Here is a 25,336-nt window from a genome sequence, read left to right on the forward strand (position 1 = left end):
TCTGGTTTCAGTGCGCAAGTGCATATTCGCCGAACAATGGCGGCAAGTCCCTTATATATCGCGATTTATCGCCCCGTTAGAAGAATCCGTACTAACTTGCATTGACGAACCTAACTCGCTGCGTGTAGCGTTCCCTCCGGTGCGGCCCTCAAACCAATAGCGCTGGCAAGGCAGCTTCGGGTGCACCGAAGGGGAGGAATACCGTGAATAAGTTCAAACAAATGACGGCGCTGGCTCTGATACTCGGAATGACCGGGGCGGCCGGAGCCTATGCCCAGACCCCCGAGCCGGAAGACACCGGTTCGGGCCCGCAGCTCGACGTGATCCAGATCACGGCGCAACGCCGTGCGGCAAGCGTCCAGGATTCCGCGATCGCAGTTTCGGCGATCAGCGGGGAAAATCTCGAAAAGGACCGGATCCTCAGCTTCGAGGACCTGGCGGGCAGCGTGACATCGCTGTCCTTCACCGCATTGTCGCCGCTGGATCAGGAATTCAACGTCCGCGGCATCACCAATACCCGCCTCGACTCACCGTCGGCCGACCAGTCGATCGGCATCTTCCTGGACGACGTCTATGTCGGCCGGTCAGGGCTGTTCAATGCCGACATGTACGACATCGAACGGGTCGAGGTTGTGCGCGGCCCCCAGGGTGTGCTTCTGGGGCGCAATGTGGTTGGCGGTGCCATCAGCATCGTGACGGCCAGCCCGGAGTTCGAAACCGGCGGTGCCCTGTCGGTGTCCCTGGGCAATTACAATGAAACGCTCGTGCGGGGCCATGTGACCGGCCCGATCAACGAGGTGCTCGCAGGCCGGATTTCCTTCTCGTCCCGCGATCGGGGCGGTTTCAACCACGATCTGCTGCATGACCGCGAGCTGGACGATCTGCGCTCCTTGCAGGCCCGGGCACAGCTGCTGTTCCAGCCGATCGACGGCAATGTCTCGGCCCGCCTCGTCATCGACTATATGGACGACGAGTCGAACGGCTTCCATTCCGTGGCGATCGACGGCCCCGATCCGGCGACGCAAGGGCCGTGGAGCGCCATGCGCGAGCTGATCGGTACCGCCCGTGGCCGGCCGCTGGACATCCGCGAGAGCTTCCCGGAACACCCGATCTATGCGGGCGACACGGTGGAGTCCCCGCAGGCACTGCGGCGTGAAGCCTGGGGTGTCTCGCTCGACATCGACCGGGATATCGGCGATCTCGCCACCCTGACCAGCATCACCGGCTATCGCCAGGGGCACGCCTACAATCTCTATGACCAGACCGGCATGGGGCCGAACAGCGGCTATGGCATCGTTTCGCCGCTCCTGTTCCGTTTCCCGGTCAACGAACGCGAAGAGATCAGCCAGTTCACCCAGGAATTCCGGCTTGTCTCCGATCTGGGCGACAGCAATTTCGACTGGATCGTCGGTGCCTATTACCAGCATGACGAAGTCGAGAAGTACGACCGGTTCTGGGCGGAAGTTCCCTTCCCGGCCTTGGCGACCCTCTCCGGTGAATCGCACTGGGACAACTTCGCGGAAACCACATCTGCCGCGGTCTTCGGTCAGCTGGGCTACCAGTTCACCGAGAATTTCCGGGTCGTGGCGGGTATCCGTTACACGCGGGATGAAAAGTCCGGCACCGTGTTTGCGCGGGCTGTGGAAGGTGGCGACGCCTTCAACCCGACCGACCAGGTGGCCCTGACGCCGCTCGCCGGCACCTATGTGGAAGGCGACACCTTCTCGGCGAATTACGGCATGGAATGGGAAGAAGTAACGCCGCAGGTGACGGCGGAATACGAGCCCAATGACAATGCCCTGTTCTACCTGACCTGGTCGCGCGGCTACAAGGGTGGCGGTTTCGAGGACGATCCCGCCAATCCGGCGGCCGCCCAGGCCGGCTATGATCCGGAGACGGTCGAGAACATCGAGTTCGGCGCCAAGCTGGACTTCTTCGACCGGCGCGCCCGGCTCAATATCGCCGCCTTCATGATGGACTATCAGGACCTGCAGGTGACGCAGACCGATGACGGTTGCCTGTGCAACATCACCGACAATGCGGCCGACGCCGAGATCATGGGTATCGAGGCCGAGTTCCAGTTTGCCGCCACCGACCGCCTCATGATGTGGGCGGGCGCCACGGTGCTGGAAACCGAATATGTCGACTTTGTCGACAGCAACGGTCTGGACACGTCCGGCAACACGCTTCAGCGGACCCCGGAGACCCAGTTCAATGTCGGTGCCGAGCTGACGCTCGATGTCGGTGCCTGGCGGGACGCGCTCTCCATCCGTGGCAATTACAGCTATCAGGGCGAGATGTTCTGGGCACCGGACAACGCCCAGACGGAAGACGCATACGGCCTGCTTGACGGCCGTGTCACTCTGACGCCGCCGGATCGGGACTGGACCGTCTCGGTGTGGGGCAAGAATCTGACCGACGAGATCTATCGCACCAATATCATCGCCTTCTTCGGCGATGAGGTGTCCCGCCTGGGCGCGCCGCGCACCTACGGGATCGAGCTCTCGACGACCTTCTAGACATGCAAAAGCCCCGGCGCCATGGCGCCGGGGCTGCACTCCCGCCTGAGCCGGCCGTCAATGACGGGCCGGCTCGTTTTTTGCCCGGCTCAGGTCTTCGGCGCCATCCGGTCGGCCATCGACTTGGCCAGGCCATGGGGATCGCGCGCCAGATGCGCGCGCACGGCGATGGAATGCGGATCGGTGTCGTGCTCGGCGACGCCGTTCGCGATGGCCCAGAGACCGGCCTTGCCGATATCGCGCGGCTGCGACTTCTTCACCTTCACATGCGCGGCCATGCGTGTGTCGACCGAGCCGACGATCAGGGCCGTCACGCCCACGCCCAGCGGCGCCAGTTCCGCGCGCAAACAGTCTGACGCTGCGCGGGCGGCAAACTTGGACGGGCTGTAGCCGCCCATGTCGGGAACGGCGACGATACCGCCGGCGGAGAGCACATTGATGATGCCGCCACCGCCGTTCGCGGCGATGACCGGCGCGAAGGCCCGGCTCATCGACAGGACGCCGAAATAATTGACCTCCATCTCGCGCCGGGCCGCATCGGGGTCGTCAGTGCCGTAGAGGCGCTGCATCTCGAACGCGCCGGCATTGTTGACCACGAGCGTGACATCGCGCGCCTTGTCCGCGGCAGCGGCAACTTGGTCGGGACGGGTGACGTCGAGCTCGACGGGCACAATCCGGGCGGGATCCGTCTTCGCGACGTCTTCAGCATCGGCGAGCTTGCGGGCGCCGACATAGACGCGTGCCGCGCCATGGTCGAGCAATTCCTCGACAAAGCCGAGGCCGATGCCCCGGTTGCCGCCGGTAACGATCGCTGTGCAGCCTTCGATCTTCATGTCAGCTCCAGTCCTGGCTGTAGAGAATGTCGTCGGGTTTCTTGGCGCCGCGAACGAGAGCCGCCGGGTCTGGCGCGATGGCGCCGCGGCCCCAGCTCTCATGCAGCGGCATTTCGTGGTTCCACTCCCAGGCGAGGCGGCGATGGGCGATCGCCCAGCGGCCGTCGCGGCGCTCGAACCGGTCGATGACGCGCGCCATGGTAAGGCTGTCGAACGGATCGTCGACGCCGGTGTCGCGGCGGGAGAAGGTCATGATGTAGCACTCGGTCAGGGCGCGATCGCCGTCGAGCTCGATCATGATGTTGGTAATTGCGTGAGTCATGCGCGGCGCCTTGGGCAGGACTTTGCGCATGGTGGCCACATAGTCCGCGGCCGGGCCCTTGAACGTGCCGCCATGATCCTCGATGGCGTCGTCGTGATAGGCCGCAGCGATCAGGTCGGCATCGCCCCGGTCGGCTCCGCGGCAATAGCTGACAAGGACCTCGTAGATGGCCTGCTTGTCCAGCAGGGCGCGGAGCTCGGTCATCAGGGTACTGTCGTCATCGGGCATCGTGTCGGACATGGTCAATTCCTTGTCTTGCGGGACGGTTCGAGTACTGCCGGACGAGCCGTCAGCGCTCTGGTGTAGTCAGGCAGCGGCATTCCGGCCGCACTGCGATCGGCAGAGCCGCGGTCGAAATAGTCGCGCCAGCCGGTGATCAGATCGCCGTCGAATTCCAGGATGCCCATATAGGGAACGACCGCATGGTGACCGTCTGCCGTGTCGAAGGCATCGACACCTTCGACGAACAGGGCGTCCTCGGTCTCGGCGATCCTGAAGATGCGCCAGTGCGGATTGCGGACCTTCGCCTTGTAGGCCTCCAGGAATTCCCGGGCGCCGGCCTTGCCATGCTTGGGTGGCTGCGAGATCGCGGAGTAGTGCCACACCAGGTCATCGCTGAGATGGGTCAGCACGGCGTCGATATCCTGATCGCGACACCAGACATCGATGATGGACTGGAGAATCTCGGTTTTTCGGCTCATTTGCGGGCCTTCCTTTCGGCGCCCGGTGCCTGCCAGGCCAGGGTGAGCGGCGTTTGTGAAATGCCGGGTTCAGCGGCGACCGCGTGGCGAAGCGTATTGAGGACGGCGCCGGCGACGCCGAGCATTTCCGGCGTGGTGCGATCGGTCCAGCCCGCCGGCGGTTCCAGACCGAAGCTCAATGCAACGCTGGGCGTGCCGTCGACCCGGATCGACCACAGACCCGGCTCGGCTTCGGCCGGATCGGGCGGTTCCATGGTCCAGGACACGCCAAGTTCGACGCGTACGGCGCCGTCGGCTTCGGCTTGCCACAGCCAGTCGATACGCGCCGCGCGTCCCGGTTCGATCCGTCCCGCTGCGATCTCGAGGGCTACCCGCGCCGGCCGCAGGCTGTGCGCCTTGATGACGCGTTCGGCGGTCCAGCCCAGCCGCTGCGCGACGCAGGCCGTCACTTCCTCGAACAGGGCATTCATCATGCCGGCGGGTGCCCAGTCCGGTGAATTGGGATCGACGGTGTCGACCTCGGCGCCGAAGCCGATCACGTCGAAGACGTATTCCGGGCTCTTGACCGCACGGCAGTCGACAATCTCGTGGATCGAGACGCGTTTGACATCGCTGCACACACCGGTCGCCAGAACGGCCAGTTTTTCCGCGGCAAAGCCCGGATTCAGACCGGCGCCCATGAAGGTGGCATTGCCCTCACGGCCGGCGGCCTCGAACGCGTCCCGGCGGGCCTTGGGCCAGTAGTCGGGATTGGTGCCACCATTGATGCTCACGACATTCTTGCCCGAGCGCAGCAGGCGCTGGATGTCTTCGTCATGGCGCTCGAAAGGCGGGTCCAGCCGGGCCGCGTGTATGACGACATCGGCGTCCAGTTTCAGGATGTCCTCGATGTCGCGGGTGGCCACCACGCCCACCGGATCCCGGCGCGCGATATCGCCGGCATCGCGGCCGGCCTTGCGGTCGCCATAGACATAAAGTCCGACGAGTTCGGTTTCCGGACTGTCGATGACCGCCTGGAGGCAGGTCCGCCCCATGGCGCCGGTGGCCCACTGGATCACACGCAGGGTCATTTGCCCGGCTCCGAATTGTGCCGCGCCATGGTCTTGTAGAGGTCGGCAAAGGCCGGCTCCGCACCGGGGAAGCCCCGCGCGGTTTCCAGGCCGGACTGGGTCTCGGCAAAGGCGTCGAACGCGTCGAGGGTCTGTGGCATCGGCCCGCCTTCGGTTTCGACGATCCTGATCTTGCGCAGCCAGCCGGCCCCGCCAAGCCAGATCTCGCCCGTGCGGGTGAGGTCGGGCGAGACCAGCCAGGCCGCCGCGGGGGCGATATGCTCGGGCAGAAGGCGCGGATCGATCTCGTCCGGGCGGCTGACATCCGCTGTCATCTGGGTGGCCGCATAGGGGCACAGCACGTTCACAAGGATGCCCGGCTTGCGCCATTCGTCGGCCAGGGTCAGCGCGAAGGCATTCATGGCGCCCTTGGAGGCCGCATAGGCAGCACGGCCGCGCACGCCATAGAGCCCGGCCGAGGACGAGACCATCAGCACGCGCGCAGCAGACGAGGCTTCCAGAGCAGGCTGGCATGCTGCCAGGATATCGGCCGTGGCGAAGAGGTTGGTGTTCATGACCGCGCGGATCGTTGCCGGCCCTTCGGGTGAGAATTTGGCGGCCGGTCCGGTGATGCCCGCATTGCAGACGACGATGTCCAGCTGTCCGAACGCATCGAGCGCGGCCTTGGCGAGGCGTTCGCCGGCCTGGGGATCGGTGATGTCGGAGTGTTCGGCAACGGCCTCGCCGCCGGCATCGCGGATTTCCGCAGCGACGGCTGCGGCTTCGTCGGCGCGGCCGGGCTTGAGGCGGTTGTTGACGATGATGCGGGCGCCCTGGCGGGCGAGCTCGCGGGCGAATGCCGCCCCCAGCCCCTTGCCGGCGCCGGTGACGATTGCGACCCGGCCTTCGAGCGGCCGTCGAGAGGGATTTGAAGCTTGCATAAGCAAACTATAAAACGATGGTTTTATAGTGCAAGTCAGTTTCGGCGCGGTGACCGTTTTTGGTCAGGCCCTGCCGGTCGCGTCCGGGGCGCGGCCCGGACTTTCCGCGATCTCGAAGGTCACCTCTTCCGGGGCGACAGGCTGGCGGCAATGCGAGCAGACGACGACCGGGGTCAGCTCATGGCCGCAGGGTTTGTGCGTCAACAGCAACGGCGGGCCCTCCGGAGAGACGTAATAGGTGTCGCCCCATTGCAGCAGCATCAGCAGGATCGGGTAATAGTCGATCGCCTTTTCCGTGAGCCGGTATTCATAGCGGTTGGGTCGCGTTGAATAGGGGTGCATCTCCAGCATCCCGATCTGGCAGAGCCAGTTCAGGCGCTCGGACAGGATATTGGTCGCGATCGCGGTGTCTTCGCAGATCTCGTCGAACTTGCGCAGGCCGGTGAAGATCGACCGCAGGACCAGGCTCGCCCAGCGGTCGCCGGTGATCTGGGCGACATGGTCCAGCAGGATGGAGTCGGCCTCGCGGTTCGTTGCCGTGTCGCGGTGGCGGCGCCGGCGTGAATAGGTCGGCGTCATCCAGCCCAGGCCCGGGCCTTCGCTCCAGGCCATCTCGCGCGCATGGATCTCGCCGCCGCAATCGCCGCACGCGGGCACGGGCTCGAACTCGTGGCCGCAGCCTGTGTGGCGCAGGGTGATCGAGATCTTGCCCTCGCTCGGGCCCCAGCGGCGCTCCCAGCGCAGCATCATCAGTGCCGTCCAGTAGAGACCACGGCCCTTCTCGGTCAGTCGGTACTCGAACCGTTTGGGCGAGGTGCTGTAGGGCGTCTTCTCCAGCACGCCGGCCGCCATGAGGCGTTTCAGGCGGTCGGACAGGAGCGGCTTGAGCAGGCCGGTCCGGTTGCGCAGCTCCTCGAACCGGCGGGCACCGAGCCAGTTTGCCTCGAGGATCAGCAGGATCGAGGTGTCGCCGACGACTTCGAGGGCACGCCAGATCGAGCAGGTACGAATGAATTTGCGGTCGGACATGTCGTGAGGCGCGATGGGTTCCTGTTGATCTGATGCGGAGCCCGAATCCGCGCTCCGCTTGCGCAGTGATACCTGTTAAGCGCCATGGCCCGCCATCGCAAGGCTGCCGGCCGGTCTGCGACAATCAGACCGGCCGGACAGACCTCAGACGTTGACCTCCCGCCGGGCATAGCCGGCCGACAGGAAGAAGAGGCCGGTGGCAATCGCAAAGCCGATCGGCGACACGATCGCGATGGCATAACGCACCCCGTCATCGAACGGGAAGAAGGTGTCGCCCACCAGCGCGGTGGCGGTCGGTCCGGCACCCAGGCCGATCAGGTTCACCACGAAGAGGTAGATCGCCGACAGGGTGGCCCGCATCCGGTTGGGTGTGAGCTGCTGAAGTGCGCTCGCGGCGGCGCCGATGGGCACGGCTGCTGCCGAGAAGAAGACCACGAAGGCGATGGCCGACAGCGCGGGCGATCCGGCCAGCGGGAAGATCACGGCAAACACGGTCCCCGCAAGGCCCGCAAAGCCGCAGAAGGCGAGGCGCCCTGCCGCCGTCCCGCCGCCGAAACGGTCTGTCGCCCAGCCACCGCCCACCAGGCCGATCAGTCCGCCGATGATCAGCGCGCCGCCGGCGAGGTGACCGGCTGATGCCAGGTCCATGCCGTGTACGCGGATCAGGAAGACCGGGAACCAGGAAACCGCGGCAAACACGGCGAAATTCACCATGCCGACCGCGAAGCACAGTCCCAGCACGGCGCCGGCGCGTTTGCGGATAAAGCTCATCACCTCGCGCATCGGCACGGCTTCGCGCACAGTCCCGGCGGCGACGCCGTGACGGGGCGGTTCGGGCAGGATTATGAACAGGCCCGCAATCAGCAGGCCGGGCATTCCGACGATGATGAAGGTGGCCTGCCAGGCGCTGAGTTCGCCGAACAGGGGCAGGGAAATCGACCCCGCATTGGCGACCATCTCGATCACGACGGCGCCGATCAGGAAGGCCAGGCCCGCGCCGACGGCCGATCCCAGGCCGTAAACGCCCATGGCAAGGCCCAGGCGTTTCTGCGGAAAGGAATCCGAGATGATCGAATAGGCGGCCGGCGACAGGGTCGCCTCACCGACCCCCACGCCCATGCGTGCCAGGAAGAGCTGCCAGTAGTGTACGGCCAGGCCGCAGGACGCGGTCATCACGCTCCACAGCGCCACACCGGCGGCAACGATGGGCAGGCGTGTCGAGCGGTCGATCAGCCGGCCCAGCGGCAGGCCCATCACGGTATAGAAGATCGCAAAGGCGAAGCCCTGCAGCAGGCTGACCTGCGTATCCGTCAGATCCAGGTCGGCTTTGAGGGGCTCAACCAGAAGACCGATGATCATGCGGTCGATGAAGGAAAAGATGTAGGCGATGAAGAGTACGGCCACCATCGCCCAGGCCACGGCCGGCGCGGGGTAACCGTCCTCGCTGGCGGCGGCCCCGCCCGGGCCGCCGGCCGTCGCGTCACTCACCGGGCTTCTGCGTCGAAGTCGGTGTGAATGCCCATGGCTTCGAGAAGCTCGGCGCGGTCATAGTATTCCCGCCACTCCTGGATCGAGCCGTCATCATTGATCTCGATGACGCCGACCACCGGTACGGCACCCGCATGACCGTTATAGACAAACTCGTCGACCCGCTCGATGAAGACAACATCGCCGACCTGGCCGATATTCCGGACATTCAGCGTGATCTCCTCGATACCGGCGCCGATATGGCCGATCCGGGCCGCCAGGGCTTCATGGCCCACGATCGGGTCGACCATCATGGAATGCAGCGAACCGTCCTCGGCAAACATCGAGACGACGCGGTCCCAGTCCTGCGTATTCCAGGCATCGACCATGTCCAGAACGACCTGGACTTTCGGATTGTCAGAGGTCTGCTGCGTGCCGGTGTCGGCAAGCGCGGCCCCGGTAGGCATGGCTACGCTCAGCGCGAGAGCGACGACAAGATTGCGCATGAATTCCTCCCATAGGTTTTATTGTGCAAGTCATAAGAGCGGGAGAAGTCCGGCGCGTCAAGCAGAACCGGACTCGCCGGCCAGCAGGGGCTCGACCCAGGCCGGCACAGGCTCGCCCGCGCGCGCCGCAGCAATCGCGGCGCTGTCGACATAGTCCCGCCAGCGCCAGATGCGGCCGTCGCGGAATTCGAAAACGCCGGCATAGGGGGTGCGGATACGCACACCATCGGCATTCACATAATCATCGACCCCTTCGACCATCAGCAGGTCGCCGGTTTCGCTGTGCCGGGTGATCGACCAGGCGATCTCCGTCTGCCCGGCCCCGAATTTTTCGAGAAAGCGGCGGATGGCGTCGCGGCCCTCCAGCGGGCGGGAGCCGACATGATAGTGATAGACAACATCCTCGCAGACAGCGTCCAGCACGGCTTCGATATCGCCGCGCTTCCAGGCTTCGATGATGCGATGAACGGTGTCGATATGCGCCATGCCGCCGCCTTTCGGTGAGTTGCGAGCGCAGCCTAGCCATTTAAGGTAATGTAATGCAAGTCATAACACGGGACGGGATTCCGGGTTTGTCCGTTCATCGATTGACAGTGCCGCGAAGAGCGCTCTAACGTGACATGAATTGCATAATAATACCTGGATATCGTCATGCCCGCAGACTACCGCGCCGTGGAATTCCCGCCGGTTGACCTTGAAATAGACCGCCGCCCCGACGGGGCGATGGTGATGACGCCGCGCGAGCCGCTTGATGTCAGGGATGCCTCCGTCCCGGCGGGTCTGGCGCGTCAGGCGCGGCTGCAGCCGGACAAGGTGCATCTGGCGGCCCGTCCCGGGCGGGGCGAGCCCTGGGTGACGGCGAGTTTTGCCGAGGTGAAGGCACGCGCCGATGCGCTGACCCGTTTCCTGCTCGACAGGGGCGTGGACCCCACGCGGCCGCTGATGATTGTCTCGGGCAATTCGATCGATCACGCTGTCGTGCGCTACGGCGCAATGGGGGCGGGTGTGCCGGTGTGTCCGGTCAGTGCGAATTATGCCCTGCTGGGCGCAGCCGGCGGGTTCGAGCGTCTGCGCCACGTGATGGACATGGTCGATCCGGGCTTCGTTTTCGCGGAAACGGCGGCCTATGCCCCCGCAGTCGACGCGACCGCGCCGGCCGATGCGGTGGTGTTGAGCCGTGCCCCCGAAGCTTTCAGGGTGCCGGCGGTTGATCTTGCGGATGTGCTGTCCACGCCCGCGGGCGACGACATCGAAGACCGGATCGCTGCGCTCGATCCCGATGCGCCGGCCGCCTACATGCTGACGTCGGGCTCGACCGGAAAACCCAAGGCCGTGATCCACACCCAGCGCATGATCACCTCCAATCTCTACCAGGGCTGGCAGGTGCTCGGGCGTGCCGCCGGCTGGGACGATGTGCTGCTGGAATGGCTGCCCTGGAGCCATGTCTCCGGTGCGTTTTCCTCGATGGCGGCCGCGATTTTCGGCGGCACTTTCTATATCGACAACGGCAAGCCGCTGCCCGGCCTGTTTGACGAAACGATCGAGAATCTGCGCGAAGTCCCGCTGACCTACTTCACCAATGTGCCCGCAGGCTATGCAATGCTCACCGAGGCGCTCGAGAAGGATGTGGCGCTGCGCAAGACCTTCTTCGAGAAGCTTCGCCTGATGCTTTATGGCGGAGCGGGTCTGCCGCAGCCCGTCTATGACCGGCTCCAGGCGATTGCCGAAAAAGAGACCGGAAAACGCGTCTTCATGACGACCGGTTACGGCGCTACCGAGACGACATCGGGCTGTATGTCGATCTATTTCCACTCGGAAAAAGTCGGGATCGGCCTGCCGATGCCGGGCCTTGAGGTGAAGCTTGTCCCGCTGGACGAGACCCGTTTCGAGCTGCGCATGAAGGGGCCGATGGTGACGCCCGGATATCTCGGGCGGCCTGACCTGGAAAGCCAGATCCGTGACGAGGACGGCTTCTACAGGATCGGCGACACCGCCCGCTTTCACGATCCGGCCGATCCCAACCAGGGCCTCGCCTTTGCCGGCCGGCTGGCCGAGGAATTCAAGCTCGACACCGGCACATTTGTCAGCGGCGGCGAGCTGCGGGCCGAACTGGTGCGTGTCGGGGCTCCGCTGATCACCGATCTCGTACTGTGTGGTGAAAACCGGCCCTACCTGTCCGCCCTGATCTGGCCTAACGCGGGGGCCCTGGCGGCCGAGGCCGGACTGCCGGACATGCCGCCCGCCGAGCTGGTGCGCGATCCGCGTGCCCTGGCCGCCATCGAAGCGCGTCTTGCAGCACACAATGCCGCGTGTTCCGGCTCGAGCGAACGCATTCGCCGGTTTGCGCTGCTGTCGGACCCGCCGAATGCCGAGCGGCACGAAGTATCTGACAAGGGAACGATCAATCAGGAGGCGGCCCGGCGGCATCGCGCCGCCGATGTGGAGCGTCTTTATGCCGACACGCCCGATGCGGGCGTGGTGGAAGTCGCACGCTGACGACCTGCCTGACCAACGGAGCAAGACATGCCTGAATTTGTGTTTGTGATCGGCGTCAATTTCGCCGTCCTGATCGGTACCATGCTGGCCCTCTGGCTGATCAGCGTCGCCATCGGCGATGTCAGCTTCATCGACTCATTCTGGGCAGCAGGCTTTGTGCTGGTCGCCTTTGTGACCCATTTCCTGACGCCGGACGGCGACGCCCAGCGCAAGCTCCTGCTGCTGGCGATCACGACGGTCTGGGGGCTGCGGCTGGCCGGCTACCTCCTCTGGCGCTGGCGCAAGGAGGGGCCGGACAAGCGCTATGTCGCACTGCTCGGCAAGGCCAAGGGCAATCCGCACATCACCAGCCTGACCAAGGTCTTCCTGCTGCAGGGCGTCCTCTTGTGGATCGTCTCCCTGCCGGTCCAGCTGGGCCAGGTGCCGGCGCAGCCGGCCGGCGTCAGCTGGCTGGCCTGGGCCGGCGCTGCGCTGGCGATCATCGGTATCTTCTTCGAGAGCGTCGGCGACTGGCAGATGGCGCGGTTCAAGGGCAATCCGGACAATGCCGGCAAGGTGATGGACCAGGGCCTGTGGCGCTATACGCGGCATCCCAACTATTTCGGCGATGCCTGTGTGTGGTGGGGCCTGTTCCTGATCGCGGCGGAGACCACGCTGGGCCTGTTCGCGATCGCCGGTCCGATCCTGCTGACCTTCCTGCTCGTCCAGTGGAGCGGTGCCGCGCTTCTGGAGCGCCGCCTCAAGCGGTCGCGCCCCGAATACGAGGCCTATATCCGCCGCACCAGTTCCTTCATTCCGATGCCGCCGCGCCGCGATACCGGCGAAACGGCCTGATCACAGGAGTCCCCGATGTCTGTTGTGAAGCTCGGCACGGTCCCGCACCGAGATCCCGATCCGACCCATCCCTATACGTCCGGTGCCTGGACGCCGGTGTTCGACGAGTATGACGCCGACGGTCTCGAAGTGATCGGCGAGATCCCGAAGGATATCGACGGGATCTACGTGCGGAACAGCGAGAACCCGGCCTTCGGATCGATCGGTCTCTATCACCCGTTCGACGGCGACGGCATGATCCACACCATGTCCTTCCGCGACGGCAAGGCGAGCTACAAGAACCGCTTTGTGCGCACCAAGGGCCTGATGGCCGAGATCGAGGCGGGCAAGCCGCTCTGGGCGGGCATCGCCGAGGATCCGCGCCTGTCGACCCGGCCGGGCTGGGGCGCGCATGGTGGCATCAAGGACTCCTCATCGACCGATGTCGTGGTGCATGCCGGCAAGATCCTGTCGACCTTCTACCAATGCGGGGAGGGCTACCGGCTTGATCCTTACACGATGGAACAGTTCGGGACCGAAGGCTGGGTGCCGCTCGACGGCATTTCGGCGCACCCCAAGCTGGACGAGAACACGGGCGAGCTGCTCTTCTTCAACTACTCCACCCATGCGCCCTACATGCACTATGGCGTGGTCGGGCCGGACAACAAGCTGAAGCACTATATCCCGATCCCCGTGCCGGGCCCGCGCCTGCCGCACGACATGGCCTTCACCAAGAACTATTCCATCATCGCGGATCTGCCGCTGTTCTGGGACGCCGACATCCTGGCCAAGGGGCGGCACGCGGCGCGTTTCCACCGCGACATCCCGACCCGTTTCGCCATCGTGCCGCGCTATGGTCAGCCGGAAGACATCCGCTGGTTCGAGGCCGAGCCGACCTATGTGCTGCACTGGATGAATGCCTGGGAAGAGGGCGACGAGATCGTGCTCGACGGCTATTTCCAGGAGGATCCGGCGCCCAAGCCGCTCGAGGCGCCCGGTGGCGATCCGCGGCTGGGCCAGCTGATGGCCTATCTGGACGAGAACTCGTTCAAGCCGAAGCTTCACCGCTGGCGCTTCAACCTGAAGACCGGCGCCGTCAGCGAAAGCCATCTCGACGACCGGCTGCTCGAATTCGGCAGTTTCAACCAGATGTATGGCGGCGAGAAGTCGCGCTATCTCTACTCCACCTTCACCAAGCCGGGCTGGTTCCTGTTCGAGGGTCTCGTGAAGCACGACTTCGAGACCGGCAAGAGCGAGACCCTGAATTTCGGCGAGGGCCGCTTCGGCAGCGAGGCGCCGTTTGCACCGCGCGTCGGCGCCAGGTCGGAGGATGACGGCTATATCGTCTCCTTCATCACGGACATGGTCGAAAACCGCTCGGAATGCGTGCTGATCGACGCGCAGAACATCGCCGACGGCCCGGTGTGCCGGATCATCCTGCCCCACCGGATTTCCAGCGGTACGCACGCATGCTGGGCCGACGGCCCGACCGTGCGTGCAGCCCAGTCAGCAGCCTGAACGGAGATTGGACATGAGCTATCCGCCGAACACGCTTGAGACCCTGATCGCAAAGCAGGACATCCAGGACGTCCTCGCGCGCTATGCCCGGGGTGTGGACCGGGCCGACGCCGACCTGCTCCTGTCCTGCTATCACGCCGATGCGATCGAGGAGCATGGCAGCACCTACAAGGGACCCGCGCACGAATACGTGCTGGGCGCGGTCGAGCGTCTGGCAAAGCTGAGCCATCCGATGGCGCACTATGTCAGCAATGTCCATGTCGAGTTCTCGGACGATGGCGAGACGGCCTGGGTCGAAAGCTATGTGCTGACCTTTGCGCGTTTCGACGACAAGTCGGGCCAGGCGCACGATACACTGACCGGTGGCCGGCTGGCCGACCGCTTCGAGCGCCGCGGCGGGATCTGGCGGATCGCCCACCGCAAGATGGCCTTCGACTGGAACCGCGACGCCCCCGCCAACGAGACCTGGTGCCTGGGCCTGTTCAATCCCGACGACCCCAAAATGGTGATGGGCAAGCGCGGCAGGGAAGACCTGTCTTACAGCCGGTTCTAGCGACGGGAGCGCGGAGCTTGAGGTCTCCGCGCTATCCACGCCTTACCCTCCGAATACGACCGGCGAGAGCCAGAGGGCGGCCATGGCCAGGACGGCGATGGCGACGATGTTCAGCAGGAAGCCGGCCCGGGCCATGTGCGGGATCGAGACCAGGCCCGAGCTGAACACGATGGCATTCGGCGGTGTTGCGACCGGCAGCATGAAGGCGCAGCTGGCCGCCAGCGTCACCGGAATGACGAAGACCAGCGGGTCCTGACCGGTTTCAACGGCGATCGCGGCAATGACCGGCAGGAAGGTCGCGGTGGTCGCGAGATTGCTGGTCAGCTCGGTCAGGAAGATGACGAGCGCCGTCGCGGCGATCACCAGCAGGGCGAGGTTGAGGGCGCCGAGCGGGGCCAGCTGTTCACCCAGCCAGAGCGCAAGGCCCGAGCTGGCGACGGCAGAAGCCAGCGCCAGGCCGCCGCCGAACAGGATCAGCACGCCCCAGGGCAGCTTGCCCATATCCTCCCAGACCATGAGCGCCTGCCCGTCCTTGCCGGAGGGAATGAGGAAGGCTGCAACCGCGGCGATCATGGCGATGCCCGTATCCGAGATCGAGCCGATCACCGGCACGCCCGACAGGACGCCGCGTCCGACCCAGCCGATCACCAGAAAGGCGAACAGCATGGCCGTGCGGGCCTCGGCCGTGCTCATCGGGCCAAGGGCCGTGCGCATCTGGCCGATATGCTTCATGGCGTCTGCGGAGGCGGTGAAGCTGACAGGGAAGATGATACGGGTCAGCGTCAACCAGGCGATCGGAAGAAGCACGGCGCTTACCGGAACACCGACCAGCATCCAGCGCGCGAAATCGACCTCGACGCCATAGCTGTCGGACATGAAGCCGACCATGAACGCATTCGGCGGCGTGCCGACGAGGGTGGCGACACCGCCCAGCGTGGCCCCGTAGGCGAGGCCCAGCAGCAGCGCGATCGAGAAATTGCTCCGCTGGCGAACGTCGAGATCGGGCATGGTCTCGCCGATCACGGTCACTACGGAAACCGCGATGGGCAGCAGCATCAGCGTCGTCGAAGTGTTGGAAATCCACATGCTGACGATTGCCGCGGCGAGCATGAATCCGCCGACGAGTGCGCGCGCATTCGTGCCCACCATGCGGAAGACGCCGAGGGCGATGCGCCGGTGCAGGCCGCACCGCTCGATGGCCAGCGCCACGACGAAGCCGCCAAAGAAGAGATAGATGATCGGGTGGGCGTAGGGTGACGAGATCTCGCCGATCGTCGAGACGCCCAGGATGGGAAAGAGGACCAGCGGCAGGAAGGCGGTGATGGCAACCGGAATCGCTTCCGTTGCCCACCAGATCGCCATCCAGGCACCGATTGCGGCGACGAACACGCCTTCGTTCGACAGGCCTTCCGGGCGCAGGAAGAGCCCGATCAGGATTGCAGCCAGCGGGCCGGCGGCCAGTCCGATGCGCTGATAGAGGGCGGGCGCGTCGTCATGCGTCGCGTCAGTCATGTCAGTCTCCGTTCGTGGCAAGCTGGCAGGCGGCTGTATTGTAGATGTGTTCGGGAACAAGATGGCGGACGGCGGCGGGCGCCATCCGGGTGTTGTCGTGGGCTATGCCGGGCACGGTCGCGACGGCCCAGCCGTGTTCCAGTCCGGCATCGGCGGCCAATCGATCCACCAGGGCGGCAGTATTCAGGCCGCGCTCGAACCGGTGTGCGCCCTGGGCCCGGGCCTCGGGGGTCTGGCGCAGATTGGATGCATTCGGATCATTGTCGGCTTCGCCCAGAAGCAATGTGACCGGCAGGGCGGCAATAACGCCCGGATCGAGCGGCGTGCGCGGCGCGCCGGCAAAGCCGTACGGCCATTCGACCGAGGTATCGGGCCAGGTGTACCAGCCGGCATTGGCGACGACCGCGGCCTCGACATGCGTGTCCGGCGTCAGCATCAGGAAACGATGGACGAACTGCGCGCCGGCCGAATGCCCGAATATCGAGTAGCCGCTGCGCGTCGAGCCCAGTCCGGCGCGCATGGTGGCGAACAGGGGCTCGATGGCGTCGAACGCGGACACCGCATCCGTGCCCGGCAGCGGCTCGCCCAGATTATACCCGGAAGATCCCGGAAAGCCGTTCCGGTCGAAACCGGGAGCGATGATTGCCAGCCCGCAGGCGTCGGCCAGTTCGATCCAGGCGTCGCGATAATCGTCGGGATTTCGGTTCACGCCGTGCATGACAAAGATGACGGGAGCGTCTGCGGGCAGGTTCTCCGGACGATAGGTCTCGACCGTGAGGTCGGGTCCGCCCCATCCGGAATAGATCAGCGAGGCGCGGCCCGAAGGGATGGCAAAACTCGCGTCCGTGCCTTGCGCAAGGGCGGTGCCTGTCATCATGGACAGGGCGGCGAGCGTGACAATGTGGGTAAATCGCATGTGAGACGGTCCGGATTCGGGCCGGGAGGGCAGGCTGGATGGACGGTGTGCTAGATCGCCCGGTTGCTGTGCATGCGGGCGAACTGGTCACACTTCGAGCGTGCCCTGGAATTCATGCTACCCTCCCCGCATTTTGCGTTTCCGTGACAGTGACGGGGAAGTTCCGACGGTGTCAATAAAAAACGTACACGCTGTTCAAATTGCCTTCCTTCGGGCTTGTCAGCGATGCCGGGCTGGGCTTGTATGGGGAGGAGCAAGGCGGGCTGCCGGTACGGTGGCGTGTCGCAAATGCCCGCGGGATCGATCTTTTCCGGTCCCGTACTCAAAGGAAAGAGGCACGATCTATGAGCGTACTCCGTCCGGACTTCCCCGATCATTCTTCGCCATTTTCGCGCGAACAGGAGCGTCAGCGCAAGGAGGCGGCCATCCTGTCCGCGGCCGCGCGGCGTTTCGACGCTGAAGGCGTCCACGCGACGCGGCTTGAGGATATCGCCGCGGATCTGGGCCTGACGAAAACCGGGATCAGCTATTATTTTGCGTCCAAGGAAGACCTGGCCGGTGAGGTCTACCGCGCATCGGCGCGGGCCCTGGCCGAGGCGGTCGAGATTGCCCGTACGGCGGACGGTGCCGCCGCCCAGCTGCGCAGATTGTTCGAGGTTTTCGCCGATCACATGCGGGCTGTGTCGGAAGGCCGGCGGCACAATCTTGCGGCGATCAATGATCTTGACGCGCTGGGGGACGAACTTCACGCCAGTATAGCGGCGGAGTTGTCGCGCTGCGTTTCGGACGTCAACGGCATGATCGCCCGCTGGGCCCGCGAAAGCGGTGCGCCGCTCGGACGGCCCGAACCGGCGACCTTCCTCGTTTTCGAGCTTCTCGACTGGATGGGATCCTGGCCGCGGCGCAAGCGCGACTGGAATATCGACACGGCGGCAGACACGCTCCTCGATATCCTCGCAGGAGGGCTCACGGCGGGTGGCGACTGGCAGCCGGCGCCTCTTCAGCCGGGAATACCGGATGTCGGCGTGCCGCAGGTCTTTGACCGCGAAGCGCGCAACCGCATGAAGCGGGAAGCCTTCCTCAAGGCAGGCACGCGCTTCTTCAACAAGAAGGGTTTCGGCGGTGTCGCCCTGTCGGAAGTGGCTGCCTCGCTCGGGGTCACCCGCGGCGCTTTCTACTACCACATCCCTGACAAGGAGCAGCTGCTGGAGCAATGTCTTGAGCGGTCCTTCACCACGGTCGAGCAGGCGCTGGACCGGGCCGAGGGCGGTGGCCGTTCCGGTCTGGGCGTGATCGAGCACGCCATTCGCGACCTGATCTACCAGCAGGCCAGTGGCGTCACGCCGCTGTTGCGGCCTTCGCTGGCCGCAGCCCTGCCGGAGGCGCGGCAGCGCCGGCACGCGGCCAGACTGCGCAACATCGCCCGCCGCTTCGGTGATGCGCTCGAGCATGCCGTCGAGGCCGGTGAGGCGCGGCCGGTGGACATCCAGGCGGCCGAGCGCATTCTTACGCATGCCGTGTTCCTGAACGGCGGCTACACGATCGCGGCGGCGAACAGTTTCACCGACTGGCGGATATCCGAAGATCCGCTCACCGCGACCATCGACTATGTCTACATTCTCATGCGTGGTCTGGGAGCCGGGCAGTGAGCCGTCTGCGGCAGGCGGTTTGCGCAGCCGTCATCCTGTTTGCGGGACTGGCCCCCGGCGCCGCGGGCGCACAGTCCGAGAGTATCGAGGACGTCTTCTCGGATGCACGACTGAACGCCTATGTGCTGGAGATCGAGGCCGCCCTGGCGCGCGCCCAGGCGGCGGAAGGCGTGATCCCGCAATCGGCGGCCGACGCGATCACGGCTGCAGCGCGGCCGGAAGCGGTTCCGGCAGACGCGCTGGCGGCGGAATACGCGATTGTCCGGCACCGCATGGTCGCTTTCCTCAATGTGTTTTCGCGCTCGCTCGACGCCGACGCGGCCAACTATCTCCACTACGGTGCGACCACGGTCGACATCTACGATACGGCGGCGATCCTGCAGGTGCGCCGGTCGATCCTGCTTCTGATCGAGGATTTGCGGGCGATCGAGCTGCAATTGATCGATCTTGCCGAGACGCACCGTGACACGCCGATGATCGGCCGCACGCTGGGCCAGCACGCCCTGCCGATCACGTTCGGCAAGAAGGTATCCGGCTGGATTGGCGAAAACCGACGCCATATCGAGCGCCTGACAGACCTGCTCGACCGGGTCGAACGGTCGGCCATCATGAAAGGCGCGGTCGGCAGCTATGTCGGTCTGGGCGACCGGGCGCAGGCGGTCGAGCGCCGGTTCGGGCAAGAGCTGGGCCTGTCCGAGCCTTATGCCGATGACTGGCACGCCTCGCGCGACGTGTTTGCCGAATATGCGGTCAACCTCGGTCTGCTCGCGCGCTTTTACGGTCGGGTCGGGCAGGAGGTCTTCCTGTTGCAGATGACGGATGTCGCGGAGGTTATCGAACAGCGCAGCAGCACGGCTGTCGGGTCGAGCACCATGCCGCACAAGAATAATCCATCCCTGTCCGAGGCGCTGATCCACTATTCCCGGACCATTCCCGCCCTGTCGGATATCGTCGCCGACGACATGATCAATTTCTTCGAGCGCGACAACACTTCGCGGCCCAATGACGCCATCGGCGAACTGTCGATCGAGGCCGGGGACATGCTGTCTGCGGCAAACCGCCTTGTGGGGCGGCTGCATGTCGATGCCGAGGCGATGCGCCGCAATCTCGACCGGTCGGGCGGCTGGATCCTGTCACAGCGTTTCGTGTTCGCACTGGCACCCCATATCGGCCGGACCGAGGCGGAGGAGCTGATCCGCGACCTGGCCGCCGAGGCGCATGAAAGCGGTGCCGGCCTTCGGGAAGCGGTGATGGAAAATGCCGTTATCCGCGAAGCGCTTGGCGAGGCGGAAATCGATGCCCTGCTGGACCCGGAAACCTATCTCGGCCTGGCGGGCGAGCAGGTCGATGCCGTGGTCGCCGCAGCGCGGGCAGCGCGCGAGACGGACCCGTCCGTCGACTGACAGACTCCACCGCATTCGATATGAGACACTTGAAGCTCCGGATCGGGTACCTTGCGCCTTCATCGGCTCTGGGAGAGCATGCCGGACTGTCCTGGGACAGGGCGCCAGAGGGGGCGGCCGGCTGCGGGGAAGCGTAAGAATGGTGGCGGCCGTCAGTGATGCCGTAGATGTGGAAGAGTTGTATCGCGTGCACGGGCGGCGCGTGCGCTGGATCGTGTGGCGCATTGTCGGCAATGCCCAGGACGCGGACGATATCACCCACGCTGCATTCGAGCGGCTGCTCCAGGTTGATGGCGATTCCGGTCCGGTGCGGAACGAGGGTGCCTTCGTCACGACGATCGCGACCAATCTTGCGCGAAATCATCTGCGGCACTGCAATACGGTGCGGCGCCATTCTGCTGCGGTGGCGCATCATTACAGTGACGTTGTTGCCCCATTTGCCTCACCTGCGGACACCATAACGGATGAAGAGCGTGACACAGCCCGGCGCGCGGCCCTGTCCGAGGCGATCGGGCAGCTGCCGCCGAAATGCCGGCACGCCTTCGTGCTTTGCAAGCTGAAGGGGATGACCTATCAGCAGGCCGCAGAGCGGATGGGTATTTCGATCCACATGGTCAAGAAACACGTTCAGCGCGGCATGGCGCGTCTGGCCGAGCATCTGCACGGGATGCCGGACGGGAACGGGGATACAGCAAGGGCGGCGAACGATGCCGGCTGATCGCGACATGAACATCTTCGACACCGCCTCTGTCTGGGCCGAACGCCTGCTCGCCGAGCGCGCGCTGGATGCGGCCGCGGAAGCCGAGCTTGAGGCCTGGCTGCAGGCCGATCCGCAGCACCAGGCGGCACTCAATGCCTGTCTCGAGCTCGAGGGCATGATCGATGCCGCGCATGGCAGCGACTGGGCCGACGGTCTGATCGCCGCCACCGAGGCGGAACTGGCAGCAGAAGAGGCGCCCGGCCGGCCGGCCTGGATCGTGCCGGCCGTGATCGGCATGGCGGCGATGCTCGCCCTGGCGATCGCCCTGCCTGTGTGGACAGGCATGCTGGGCGGGGACCGGGCGACGGACAGCGATGCGCCGGTGCAGCTGGCGGCTCTGGAGACCTTTTCCACGGCGCGGGGTGACCGCCAGGAGATCGCCCTGCCGGACGGGTCGGTGATGACGCTGAACACCGGCTCCCGGGTGACCACCGCTTTCGCCGCCGATGAGCGCCGGGTCGTGCTGGAAGCGGGCGAAGCCCTGTTCGAGGTTTCCCACGATCCCTCGCGGCCCTTCATCGTCGAGGCGGGCGGGCATGAGGTGCGGGCCGTGGGGACTGCGTTCAATGTCTATTCGCGCGATGATGGCCGCACCGTTGTGACGGTGGTCGAGGGTCTGGTGCAGACGCGGGTCGAAAGCGGCCCGGCCTCGGCGGCGCTGCTGCGCGCCGGCGACCAGGTAGAGCTGGTGCCGGGTGAGCCGGCGCCCGAACCGGCGCGGGTCGATGTTGTTGCTGCGACGGCGTGGCGTCAGGGGCGGCTTGTGTTCGACGGACGCCGTCTGAGCGAAGTGGTCAGCGAATTCCGGCGCTACAACGATCTCGACATCGCCTTCGCCGACGGGCAGCTGGGCGAATTGCAGATCTCAGGCTCCTTCGACCCGTCCGACAGCGAGGCTTTCCTGGCGGCCCTGTCGGCGACCGAGTCGGTGCGGATCGAGCGGGTCGGCGACGGCATCCGGATCCACGCGTCCGAGGGAAATATACAACCCTGACTGGCCTGCGCGTGCATCTTCCGGCAGCAATGCGACATTTCGGTAACAGCGATGTCACACGGCTTCTGGCAAGTTGTCACATGAGGGGGATCGGGCGTCCCCGTATCGAGGTGCGGGGATGCGTTTCAGCGGCAGGACATCGGTCAGGATGAAAGGCGTCCGGGCAGCCCTCCTCGGTGCGCTGCTTCCGGTGATGACGCCGCACGCCTGCGCTGTGGCCCAGGAGACGCAAACCGCCGCGCCTGACGCTTTCAGCTTCGATATTCCGTCCGGACCGCTGGGGCCGGCCCTGTCGCGTTTTGCGCTGGTGACGGACCATCAATTGCTGGCGGAGTCGCATCTGGTCGCCGGCGTGCGGACCCGCGGCGTCGAGGGCCGTTATGCGGCGGAAGAGGGGCTGCGTTTGCTGCTGGCCGGCACGGGGCTGGAATTCAGCACGGTCGATACCCGGACCCATGTCCTCGCACGGCGGGCCGATGCGGCCGGGCCGGATGCGGCAAGCGAGGCGCGCCCCGGCGTCATCCGCCTGTCCGGGCATCGCGTGGGCGATGAACCCGCCGAAACGCCGGTGGCGTCGGCCTATATCGATCCGCAGGAAGTCATCCTGGTAACCGGTTCGCGCTTCGAGCGGGCCGGGCGGGCGGCGGTGCTGCCGGTACAGGTGATCGGCCGCGCGGCGCTGGAAACCTCGGGCGCCATCGAGATCGGCGAGATGATCGCCAGCCAGTCGCCGGCAACCCTGGAATTCTCCAACGCCTCGACGCATCTCAGCGCCCAGAATGCCGGCCTGTCCTCGATCGGGCTGCGTGGTCTGGGCACGACGCGCACGCTGGTGCTGATCGACGGGCGGCGCACGGTGGCAAACAGCGGCAATGCCAGCCGCTTCGGCTCGGACACGATCCCGGCGGAGTTTGTCGAGCGGGTGGAAATCTCCACCGGCGGTGCCTCCGCGGTCTATGGCTCGGATGCGATTGCGGGCGTGGTCAATTTCGTCCTGATCGATGATCTGGAAGGCGGCCGCCTGCTTGCCCAGGCCGGCATGACCCAGGATGGCGGCGGCCAGTATCACGTGCTCGGCGCCACGCAGGGCTGGCGCTTCGGCGAGGGCCGGGGGCACCTCCTGTTCAACGTCACCCGTGACCACACGCGCCGTATCGGTGCCGGGGATCGCGACTGGGCGCAGGTTCCGGTCAGCCTGTCCAGCGATGGCGAGACGCTGGAAGCGGACCTGTCGAGCTACACGCCGGGCGGCCGCTTCATCGGCTATGACTTCTGGTATGACGAGGCCGGGCTGCAGACGGATTTCGATATCGCCGTCGATGGTTATGACACCCGCTCCTTCGCCACGATCTCGGTGCCGCGCGAGCGCGACCTGTTCGCGCTGAAGCTCGATTATGATTTCGACGGCGGCGTGTCGGCCTATTTCACGGGCCTGCTTTCGCACAGCGAGAGCCTGTCCTCGCGGGAAGCCCAGACCGCCTATTACAATGAGCGTTTCGGACTGGAGAACGAGCGGATCGGCGCGATTCCGGTGGACCATCCGTTCGTGCCGGAACCGATCCGGCAGGCCGCGCTGGCCGAGGGCCTGACCGGCATCACCTGGCGCCGCCGCTTCAGCGAGCTGGGTGAGGAATACCGTCGGAACGACCGGACGACGCAGCGCTTCTGGGCCGGGCTGCAGGGCGAGGCCGGGATCTGGAGCTGGGATGTCGCCCTGGGCCATGGCCGCTACGACCAGGACCAGCTGCGCAGCGGCGAGGTGAATTACGCCCGCATCCGCAACGCCCTGGACATCGAGGCCGACCCGGCGACCCCCGGCGGATATCGCTGTGTCAGCGCCGCTGCGCGCGCGGCCGGGTGCGCGCCCCTGGACATGTTCGGCGTGAATGCGATCTCGGCAGAGGCCGCTGACTATATCCGCGCCACCGACCGGCTGGAGGTGGAGGTCGAGCAATGGACGCTGGGCGGTTCGGCGGTGGGCGATCTGGCACTGCCGGACGGACGTGCGATGTCGCTCGCCTGGGGGCTTGAGCACCGTGTCGACAGCCAGCGCACGCGTGGCGATGCGGCGGCTCTCAACCGCGAGACCGGCTATGTCGGGGTGCCCGATCTGGACGCAGTCGGCCATGCCAGCGAAGTCTTTGCAGAGGCGCTGGTGCCGGTCGTCCCGGATCGGTTCGATGTGACCGCAGCGCTGCGTCTGGCCCATTACGATATCGACCGGGTGGGCCTTGTCGGCAGCTATCGTCTCGGCGGTGTCTGGTCGCCCAGCGATGCGCTGGCCTTCCGTGGGCAGGTCTCCCGGGCCCAGCGCGCGCCCAGCCTGACCGAGCTCTATTCCGGTCCGCGCGGCGATTACGACACCGTCAGCGATCCCTGTCACGGCGTCACCGGCACGAGCGTCGGCCAGCTTGCCGAGAACTGCCGGTCCGAGCCGGGTATCGCCCGGGCGATCGCGGAAGACGGCGTCTACGAGCAGACGATCACCAGCGTCTATGCGCCCAATTCGGGCAATCCGGATCTCGAGGAAGAGCGCTCCGATGCCGTGACGCTGGGGCTGGTCTACACGCCTGTGCGGGCCGAAGGGCTCAGCCTGTCGGTCGATCTTTACGACATCCGGGTGTCCGGTGCGATCTCGTCCCTGTCCAGCCGGGCCCTGTTGTCCGAATGTTATGGCGCGCCGGTCGCGATATCCGCCAACCGCTACTGTGATGACATCCAGCGTGGCGAGACCGGCCAGCTGCTCGAGATGCGGAACCGGGTCGCCAATCTCAACGAGATCCGGTCTGCCGGGGCGGACGTGACGCTGGACTATGCCTGGCAGGTGTCACCGGCCTCGATCTGGGCCGGTGACTGGGACTTGCGGATTCTCTACGCCTATACCGACCGTCTCGAGCAGGTGTTCGAAGGCTCGGACGGCGAGGTCAGCCGATCGGTCTGGGATGGCGAGGTCGGCGCGCCGCACCATCGCTGGACAGCCCGGCTGGGTGTGACGCGGGGCCCTTGGCTGGTGCAGTGGCGGGTGCGCTATGAAGGCGCCGCGATCGACGGGCATGACCGCGCCGCAAAGGCCAATGCCGAAGACATGCTCTTTCTGGAGATCGACCCGTGGATGCAGCACGACCTGCATGTGCGTTATCTCGCCGGTGCCGAGGGCCGGCTGCAGATTTTCGGCGGCATCAACAATGTCTTCCACGATTACGGCCCCTTCCTTCCAAGCGGCACGGAAAGCGGCGGGCGGCGCAATTTCAGCCCGGGTTATGACGCCGCCGGGCGGCGTGTCTATGCCGGTATCCGGGCGCGCTGGTAGGCCGCCGGCATCTTTTTCTCAAAATTTGTGACAGCCCGGGTACCC

General features: G+C 65.5%; 21 protein-coding genes. 10 read left to right on the top strand and 11 right to left on the bottom strand.

Annotation, left to right across the window (positions count from 1 at the left end; all coding sequences use genetic code 11):
- Nucleotides 1-203 precede the first annotated feature (203 nt).
- On the top strand, nt 204-2,519 hold the full coding sequence (locus PKE71_RS10230; RefSeq protein WP_271186872.1) for a TonB-dependent receptor: 2,316 nt from the start codon (nt 204-206) through the stop codon (nt 2,517-2,519).
- 89 nt (nt 2,520-2,608) lie between these two features.
- On the opposite strand, the gene PKE71_RS10235 is transcribed toward PKE71_RS10230, so the two are convergent.
- The 9 genes from PKE71_RS10235 to PKE71_RS10275 all read right to left on the bottom strand — a co-directional run bounded on the left by PKE71_RS10235 (nt 2,609) and on the right by PKE71_RS10275 (nt 9,853).
- On the bottom strand, nt 2,609-3,352 hold the full coding sequence (locus PKE71_RS10235; protein ID WP_271186873.1) for an SDR family oxidoreductase: 744 nt from the start codon (nt 3,350-3,352) through the stop codon (nt 2,609-2,611).
- 1 nt (nt 3,353) lies between these two features.
- A complete protein-coding gene (locus tag PKE71_RS10240) occupies nt 3,354-3,914 on the bottom strand; it encodes a nuclear transport factor 2 family protein (protein ID WP_271186874.1) in 561 nt (186 codons plus the stop codon).
- Between the two features lie 2 nt (nt 3,915-3,916).
- On the bottom strand, nt 3,917-4,375 hold the full coding sequence (locus tag PKE71_RS10245; RefSeq protein WP_271186875.1) for a nuclear transport factor 2 family protein: 459 nt from the start codon (nt 4,373-4,375) through the stop codon (nt 3,917-3,919).
- Entirely contained in the window at nt 4,372-5,445 is a 1,074-nt protein-coding gene (locus PKE71_RS10250) for an NAD(P)H-dependent amine dehydrogenase family protein (protein ID WP_271186876.1), read from the bottom strand. Before PKE71_RS10250 ends, PKE71_RS10245 begins: the two co-directional genes overlap by 4 nt.
- Complete coding sequence (locus PKE71_RS10255; RefSeq protein ID WP_271186877.1) at nt 5,442-6,365, bottom strand: SDR family NAD(P)-dependent oxidoreductase; 924 nt, start codon at nt 6,363-6,365, stop codon at nt 5,442-5,444. The genes PKE71_RS10250 and PKE71_RS10255 overlap by 4 nt, the downstream gene beginning before the upstream one ends.
- A 63-nt stretch (nt 6,366-6,428) precedes the next feature.
- Complete coding sequence (locus PKE71_RS10260; protein WP_271186878.1) at nt 6,429-7,394, bottom strand: winged helix-turn-helix transcriptional regulator; 966 nt, start codon at nt 7,392-7,394, stop codon at nt 6,429-6,431.
- A gap of 144 nt (nt 7,395-7,538) precedes the next feature.
- Nucleotides 7,539-8,882, bottom strand: a complete 1,344-nt coding sequence (locus PKE71_RS10265; RefSeq protein WP_271186879.1) for an MFS transporter — start codon at nt 8,880-8,882, stop codon at nt 7,539-7,541.
- Nucleotides 8,879-9,367, bottom strand: coding sequence for a nuclear transport factor 2 family protein (locus tag PKE71_RS10270; RefSeq protein ID WP_271186880.1), 489 nt, complete (start codon nt 9,365-9,367; stop codon nt 8,879-8,881). The genes PKE71_RS10265 and PKE71_RS10270 overlap by 4 nt, the downstream gene beginning before the upstream one ends.
- 57 nt (nt 9,368-9,424) lie before the next feature.
- The gene (locus PKE71_RS10275) at nt 9,425-9,853 is read right to left on the bottom strand and encodes a nuclear transport factor 2 family protein (protein WP_271186881.1); all 429 of its coding nucleotides are present in this window, start codon (nt 9,851-9,853) and stop codon (nt 9,425-9,427) included.
- 165 nt (nt 9,854-10,018) lie between these two features.
- Between PKE71_RS10275 and PKE71_RS10280 the strand changes: the two genes are divergently transcribed.
- The 4 genes from PKE71_RS10280 to PKE71_RS10295 are packed head-to-tail and all read left to right on the top strand — an operon-like array spanning nt 10,019 to nt 14,747.
- Entirely contained in the window at nt 10,019-11,863 is a 1,845-nt protein-coding gene (locus tag PKE71_RS10280; RefSeq protein ID WP_271186882.1) for an AMP-binding protein, read from the top strand.
- A gap of 27 nt (nt 11,864-11,890) precedes the next feature.
- Nucleotides 11,891-12,697: a DUF1295 domain-containing protein gene (locus PKE71_RS10285; RefSeq protein WP_271186883.1), complete on the top strand. Its 807-nt coding sequence runs from the start codon at nt 11,891-11,893 to the stop codon at nt 12,695-12,697.
- A 15-nt stretch (nt 12,698-12,712) separates the two neighbouring features.
- Entirely contained in the window at nt 12,713-14,194 is a 1,482-nt protein-coding gene (locus tag PKE71_RS10290; protein WP_271186884.1) for a carotenoid oxygenase family protein, read from the top strand.
- Nucleotides 14,195-14,207: 13 nt separating this feature from the next.
- Entirely contained in the window at nt 14,208-14,747 is a 540-nt protein-coding gene (locus PKE71_RS10295) for a nuclear transport factor 2 family protein (protein ID WP_271186885.1), read from the top strand.
- Nucleotides 14,748-14,789: 42 nt separating this feature from the next.
- On the opposite strand, the gene PKE71_RS10300 is transcribed toward PKE71_RS10295, so the two are convergent.
- Nucleotides 14,790-16,259 carry an SLC13 family permease gene (locus tag PKE71_RS10300; protein ID WP_271186886.1) on the bottom strand — a complete coding sequence of 490 codons (1,470 nt, stop codon included), beginning with the start codon at nt 16,257-16,259 and terminating at the stop codon, nt 14,790-14,792.
- Between the two features lies 1 nt (nt 16,260).
- Entirely contained in the window at nt 16,261-17,175 is a 915-nt protein-coding gene (locus PKE71_RS10305) for a hypothetical protein (protein WP_271186887.1), read from the bottom strand.
- 344 nt (nt 17,176-17,519) lie between these two features.
- Here PKE71_RS10305 and PKE71_RS10310 point away from each other — a divergent pair, with 344 nt between their 5' ends.
- The 5 genes from PKE71_RS10310 (at nt 17,520) to PKE71_RS10330 (ending at nt 25,291) form a co-directional block, all read left to right on the top strand.
- A complete protein-coding gene (locus PKE71_RS10310) occupies nt 17,520-18,824 on the top strand; it encodes a TetR/AcrR family transcriptional regulator (RefSeq protein ID WP_271186888.1) in 1,305 nt (434 codons plus the stop codon).
- A complete protein-coding gene (locus PKE71_RS10315) occupies nt 18,821-20,227 on the top strand; it encodes a lyase family protein (protein ID WP_271186889.1) in 1,407 nt (468 codons plus the stop codon). Before PKE71_RS10310 ends, PKE71_RS10315 begins: the two co-directional genes overlap by 4 nt.
- Nucleotides 20,228-20,366: 139 nt before the next feature.
- Nucleotides 20,367-20,945, top strand: a complete 579-nt coding sequence (locus PKE71_RS10320) for an RNA polymerase sigma factor (protein WP_271186890.1) — start codon at nt 20,367-20,369, stop codon at nt 20,943-20,945.
- The gene (locus PKE71_RS10325; RefSeq protein WP_271186891.1) at nt 20,935-21,981 is read left to right on the top strand and encodes a FecR family protein; all 1,047 of its coding nucleotides are present in this window, start codon (nt 20,935-20,937) and stop codon (nt 21,979-21,981) included. Before PKE71_RS10320 ends, PKE71_RS10325 begins: the two co-directional genes overlap by 11 nt.
- Before the next feature lie 148 nt (nt 21,982-22,129).
- Entirely contained in the window at nt 22,130-25,291 is a 3,162-nt protein-coding gene (locus PKE71_RS10330) for a TonB-dependent receptor (protein ID WP_271186892.1), read from the top strand.
- Nucleotides 25,292-25,336 lie beyond the last annotated feature (45 nt).

This window comes from Maricaulis virginensis (genome assembly GCF_027922185.1).
Taxonomy (GTDB): Bacteria; Pseudomonadota; Alphaproteobacteria; order Caulobacterales; family Maricaulaceae; genus Maricaulis; species Maricaulis virginensis.

Coding starts and splice junctions, on each gene's coding strand:
- PKE71_RS10295 (WP_271186885.1), top strand. CDS start 14,208: ATGAGCTATCCGCCGAACACGCTTGAGACCCTGATCGCAAAGCAGGAC.
- PKE71_RS10310 (WP_271186888.1), top strand. CDS start 17,520: ATGAGCGTACTCCGTCCGGACTTCCCCGATCATTCTTCGCCATTTTCG.
- PKE71_RS10305 (WP_271186887.1), bottom strand. CDS start 17,175: ATGCGATTTACCCACATTGTCACGCTCGCCGCCCTGTCCATGATGACA.
- PKE71_RS10275 (WP_271186881.1), bottom strand. CDS start 9,853: ATGGCGCATATCGACACCGTTCATCGCATCATCGAAGCCTGGAAGCGC.
- PKE71_RS10300 (WP_271186886.1), bottom strand. CDS start 16,259: ATGACTGACGCGACGCATGACGACGCGCCCGCCCTCTATCAGCGCATC.
- PKE71_RS10270 (WP_271186880.1), bottom strand. CDS start 9,367: ATGCGCAATCTTGTCGTCGCTCTCGCGCTGAGCGTAGCCATGCCTACC.
- PKE71_RS10250 (WP_271186876.1), bottom strand. CDS start 5,445: ATGACCCTGCGTGTGATCCAGTGGGCCACCGGCGCCATGGGGCGGACC.
- PKE71_RS10245 (WP_271186875.1), bottom strand. CDS start 4,375: ATGAGCCGAAAAACCGAGATTCTCCAGTCCATCATCGATGTCTGGTGT.
- PKE71_RS10280 (WP_271186882.1), top strand. CDS start 10,019: ATGCCCGCAGACTACCGCGCCGTGGAATTCCCGCCGGTTGACCTTGAA.
- PKE71_RS10235 (WP_271186873.1), bottom strand. CDS start 3,352: ATGAAGATCGAAGGCTGCACAGCGATCGTTACCGGCGGCAACCGGGGC.
- PKE71_RS10320 (WP_271186890.1), top strand. CDS start 20,367: ATGGTGGCGGCCGTCAGTGATGCCGTAGATGTGGAAGAGTTGTATCGC.
- PKE71_RS10255 (WP_271186877.1), bottom strand. CDS start 6,365: ATGCAAGCTTCAAATCCCTCTCGACGGCCGCTCGAAGGCCGGGTCGCA.
- PKE71_RS10260 (WP_271186878.1), bottom strand. CDS start 7,394: ATGTCCGACCGCAAATTCATTCGTACCTGCTCGATCTGGCGTGCCCTC.
- PKE71_RS10325 (WP_271186891.1), top strand. CDS start 20,935: ATGCCGGCTGATCGCGACATGAACATCTTCGACACCGCCTCTGTCTGG.
- PKE71_RS10285 (WP_271186883.1), top strand. CDS start 11,891: ATGCCTGAATTTGTGTTTGTGATCGGCGTCAATTTCGCCGTCCTGATC.
- PKE71_RS10330 (WP_271186892.1), top strand. CDS start 22,130: ATGAAAGGCGTCCGGGCAGCCCTCCTCGGTGCGCTGCTTCCGGTGATG.
- PKE71_RS10240 (WP_271186874.1), bottom strand. CDS start 3,914: ATGTCCGACACGATGCCCGATGACGACAGTACCCTGATGACCGAGCTC.
- PKE71_RS10290 (WP_271186884.1), top strand. CDS start 12,713: ATGTCTGTTGTGAAGCTCGGCACGGTCCCGCACCGAGATCCCGATCCG.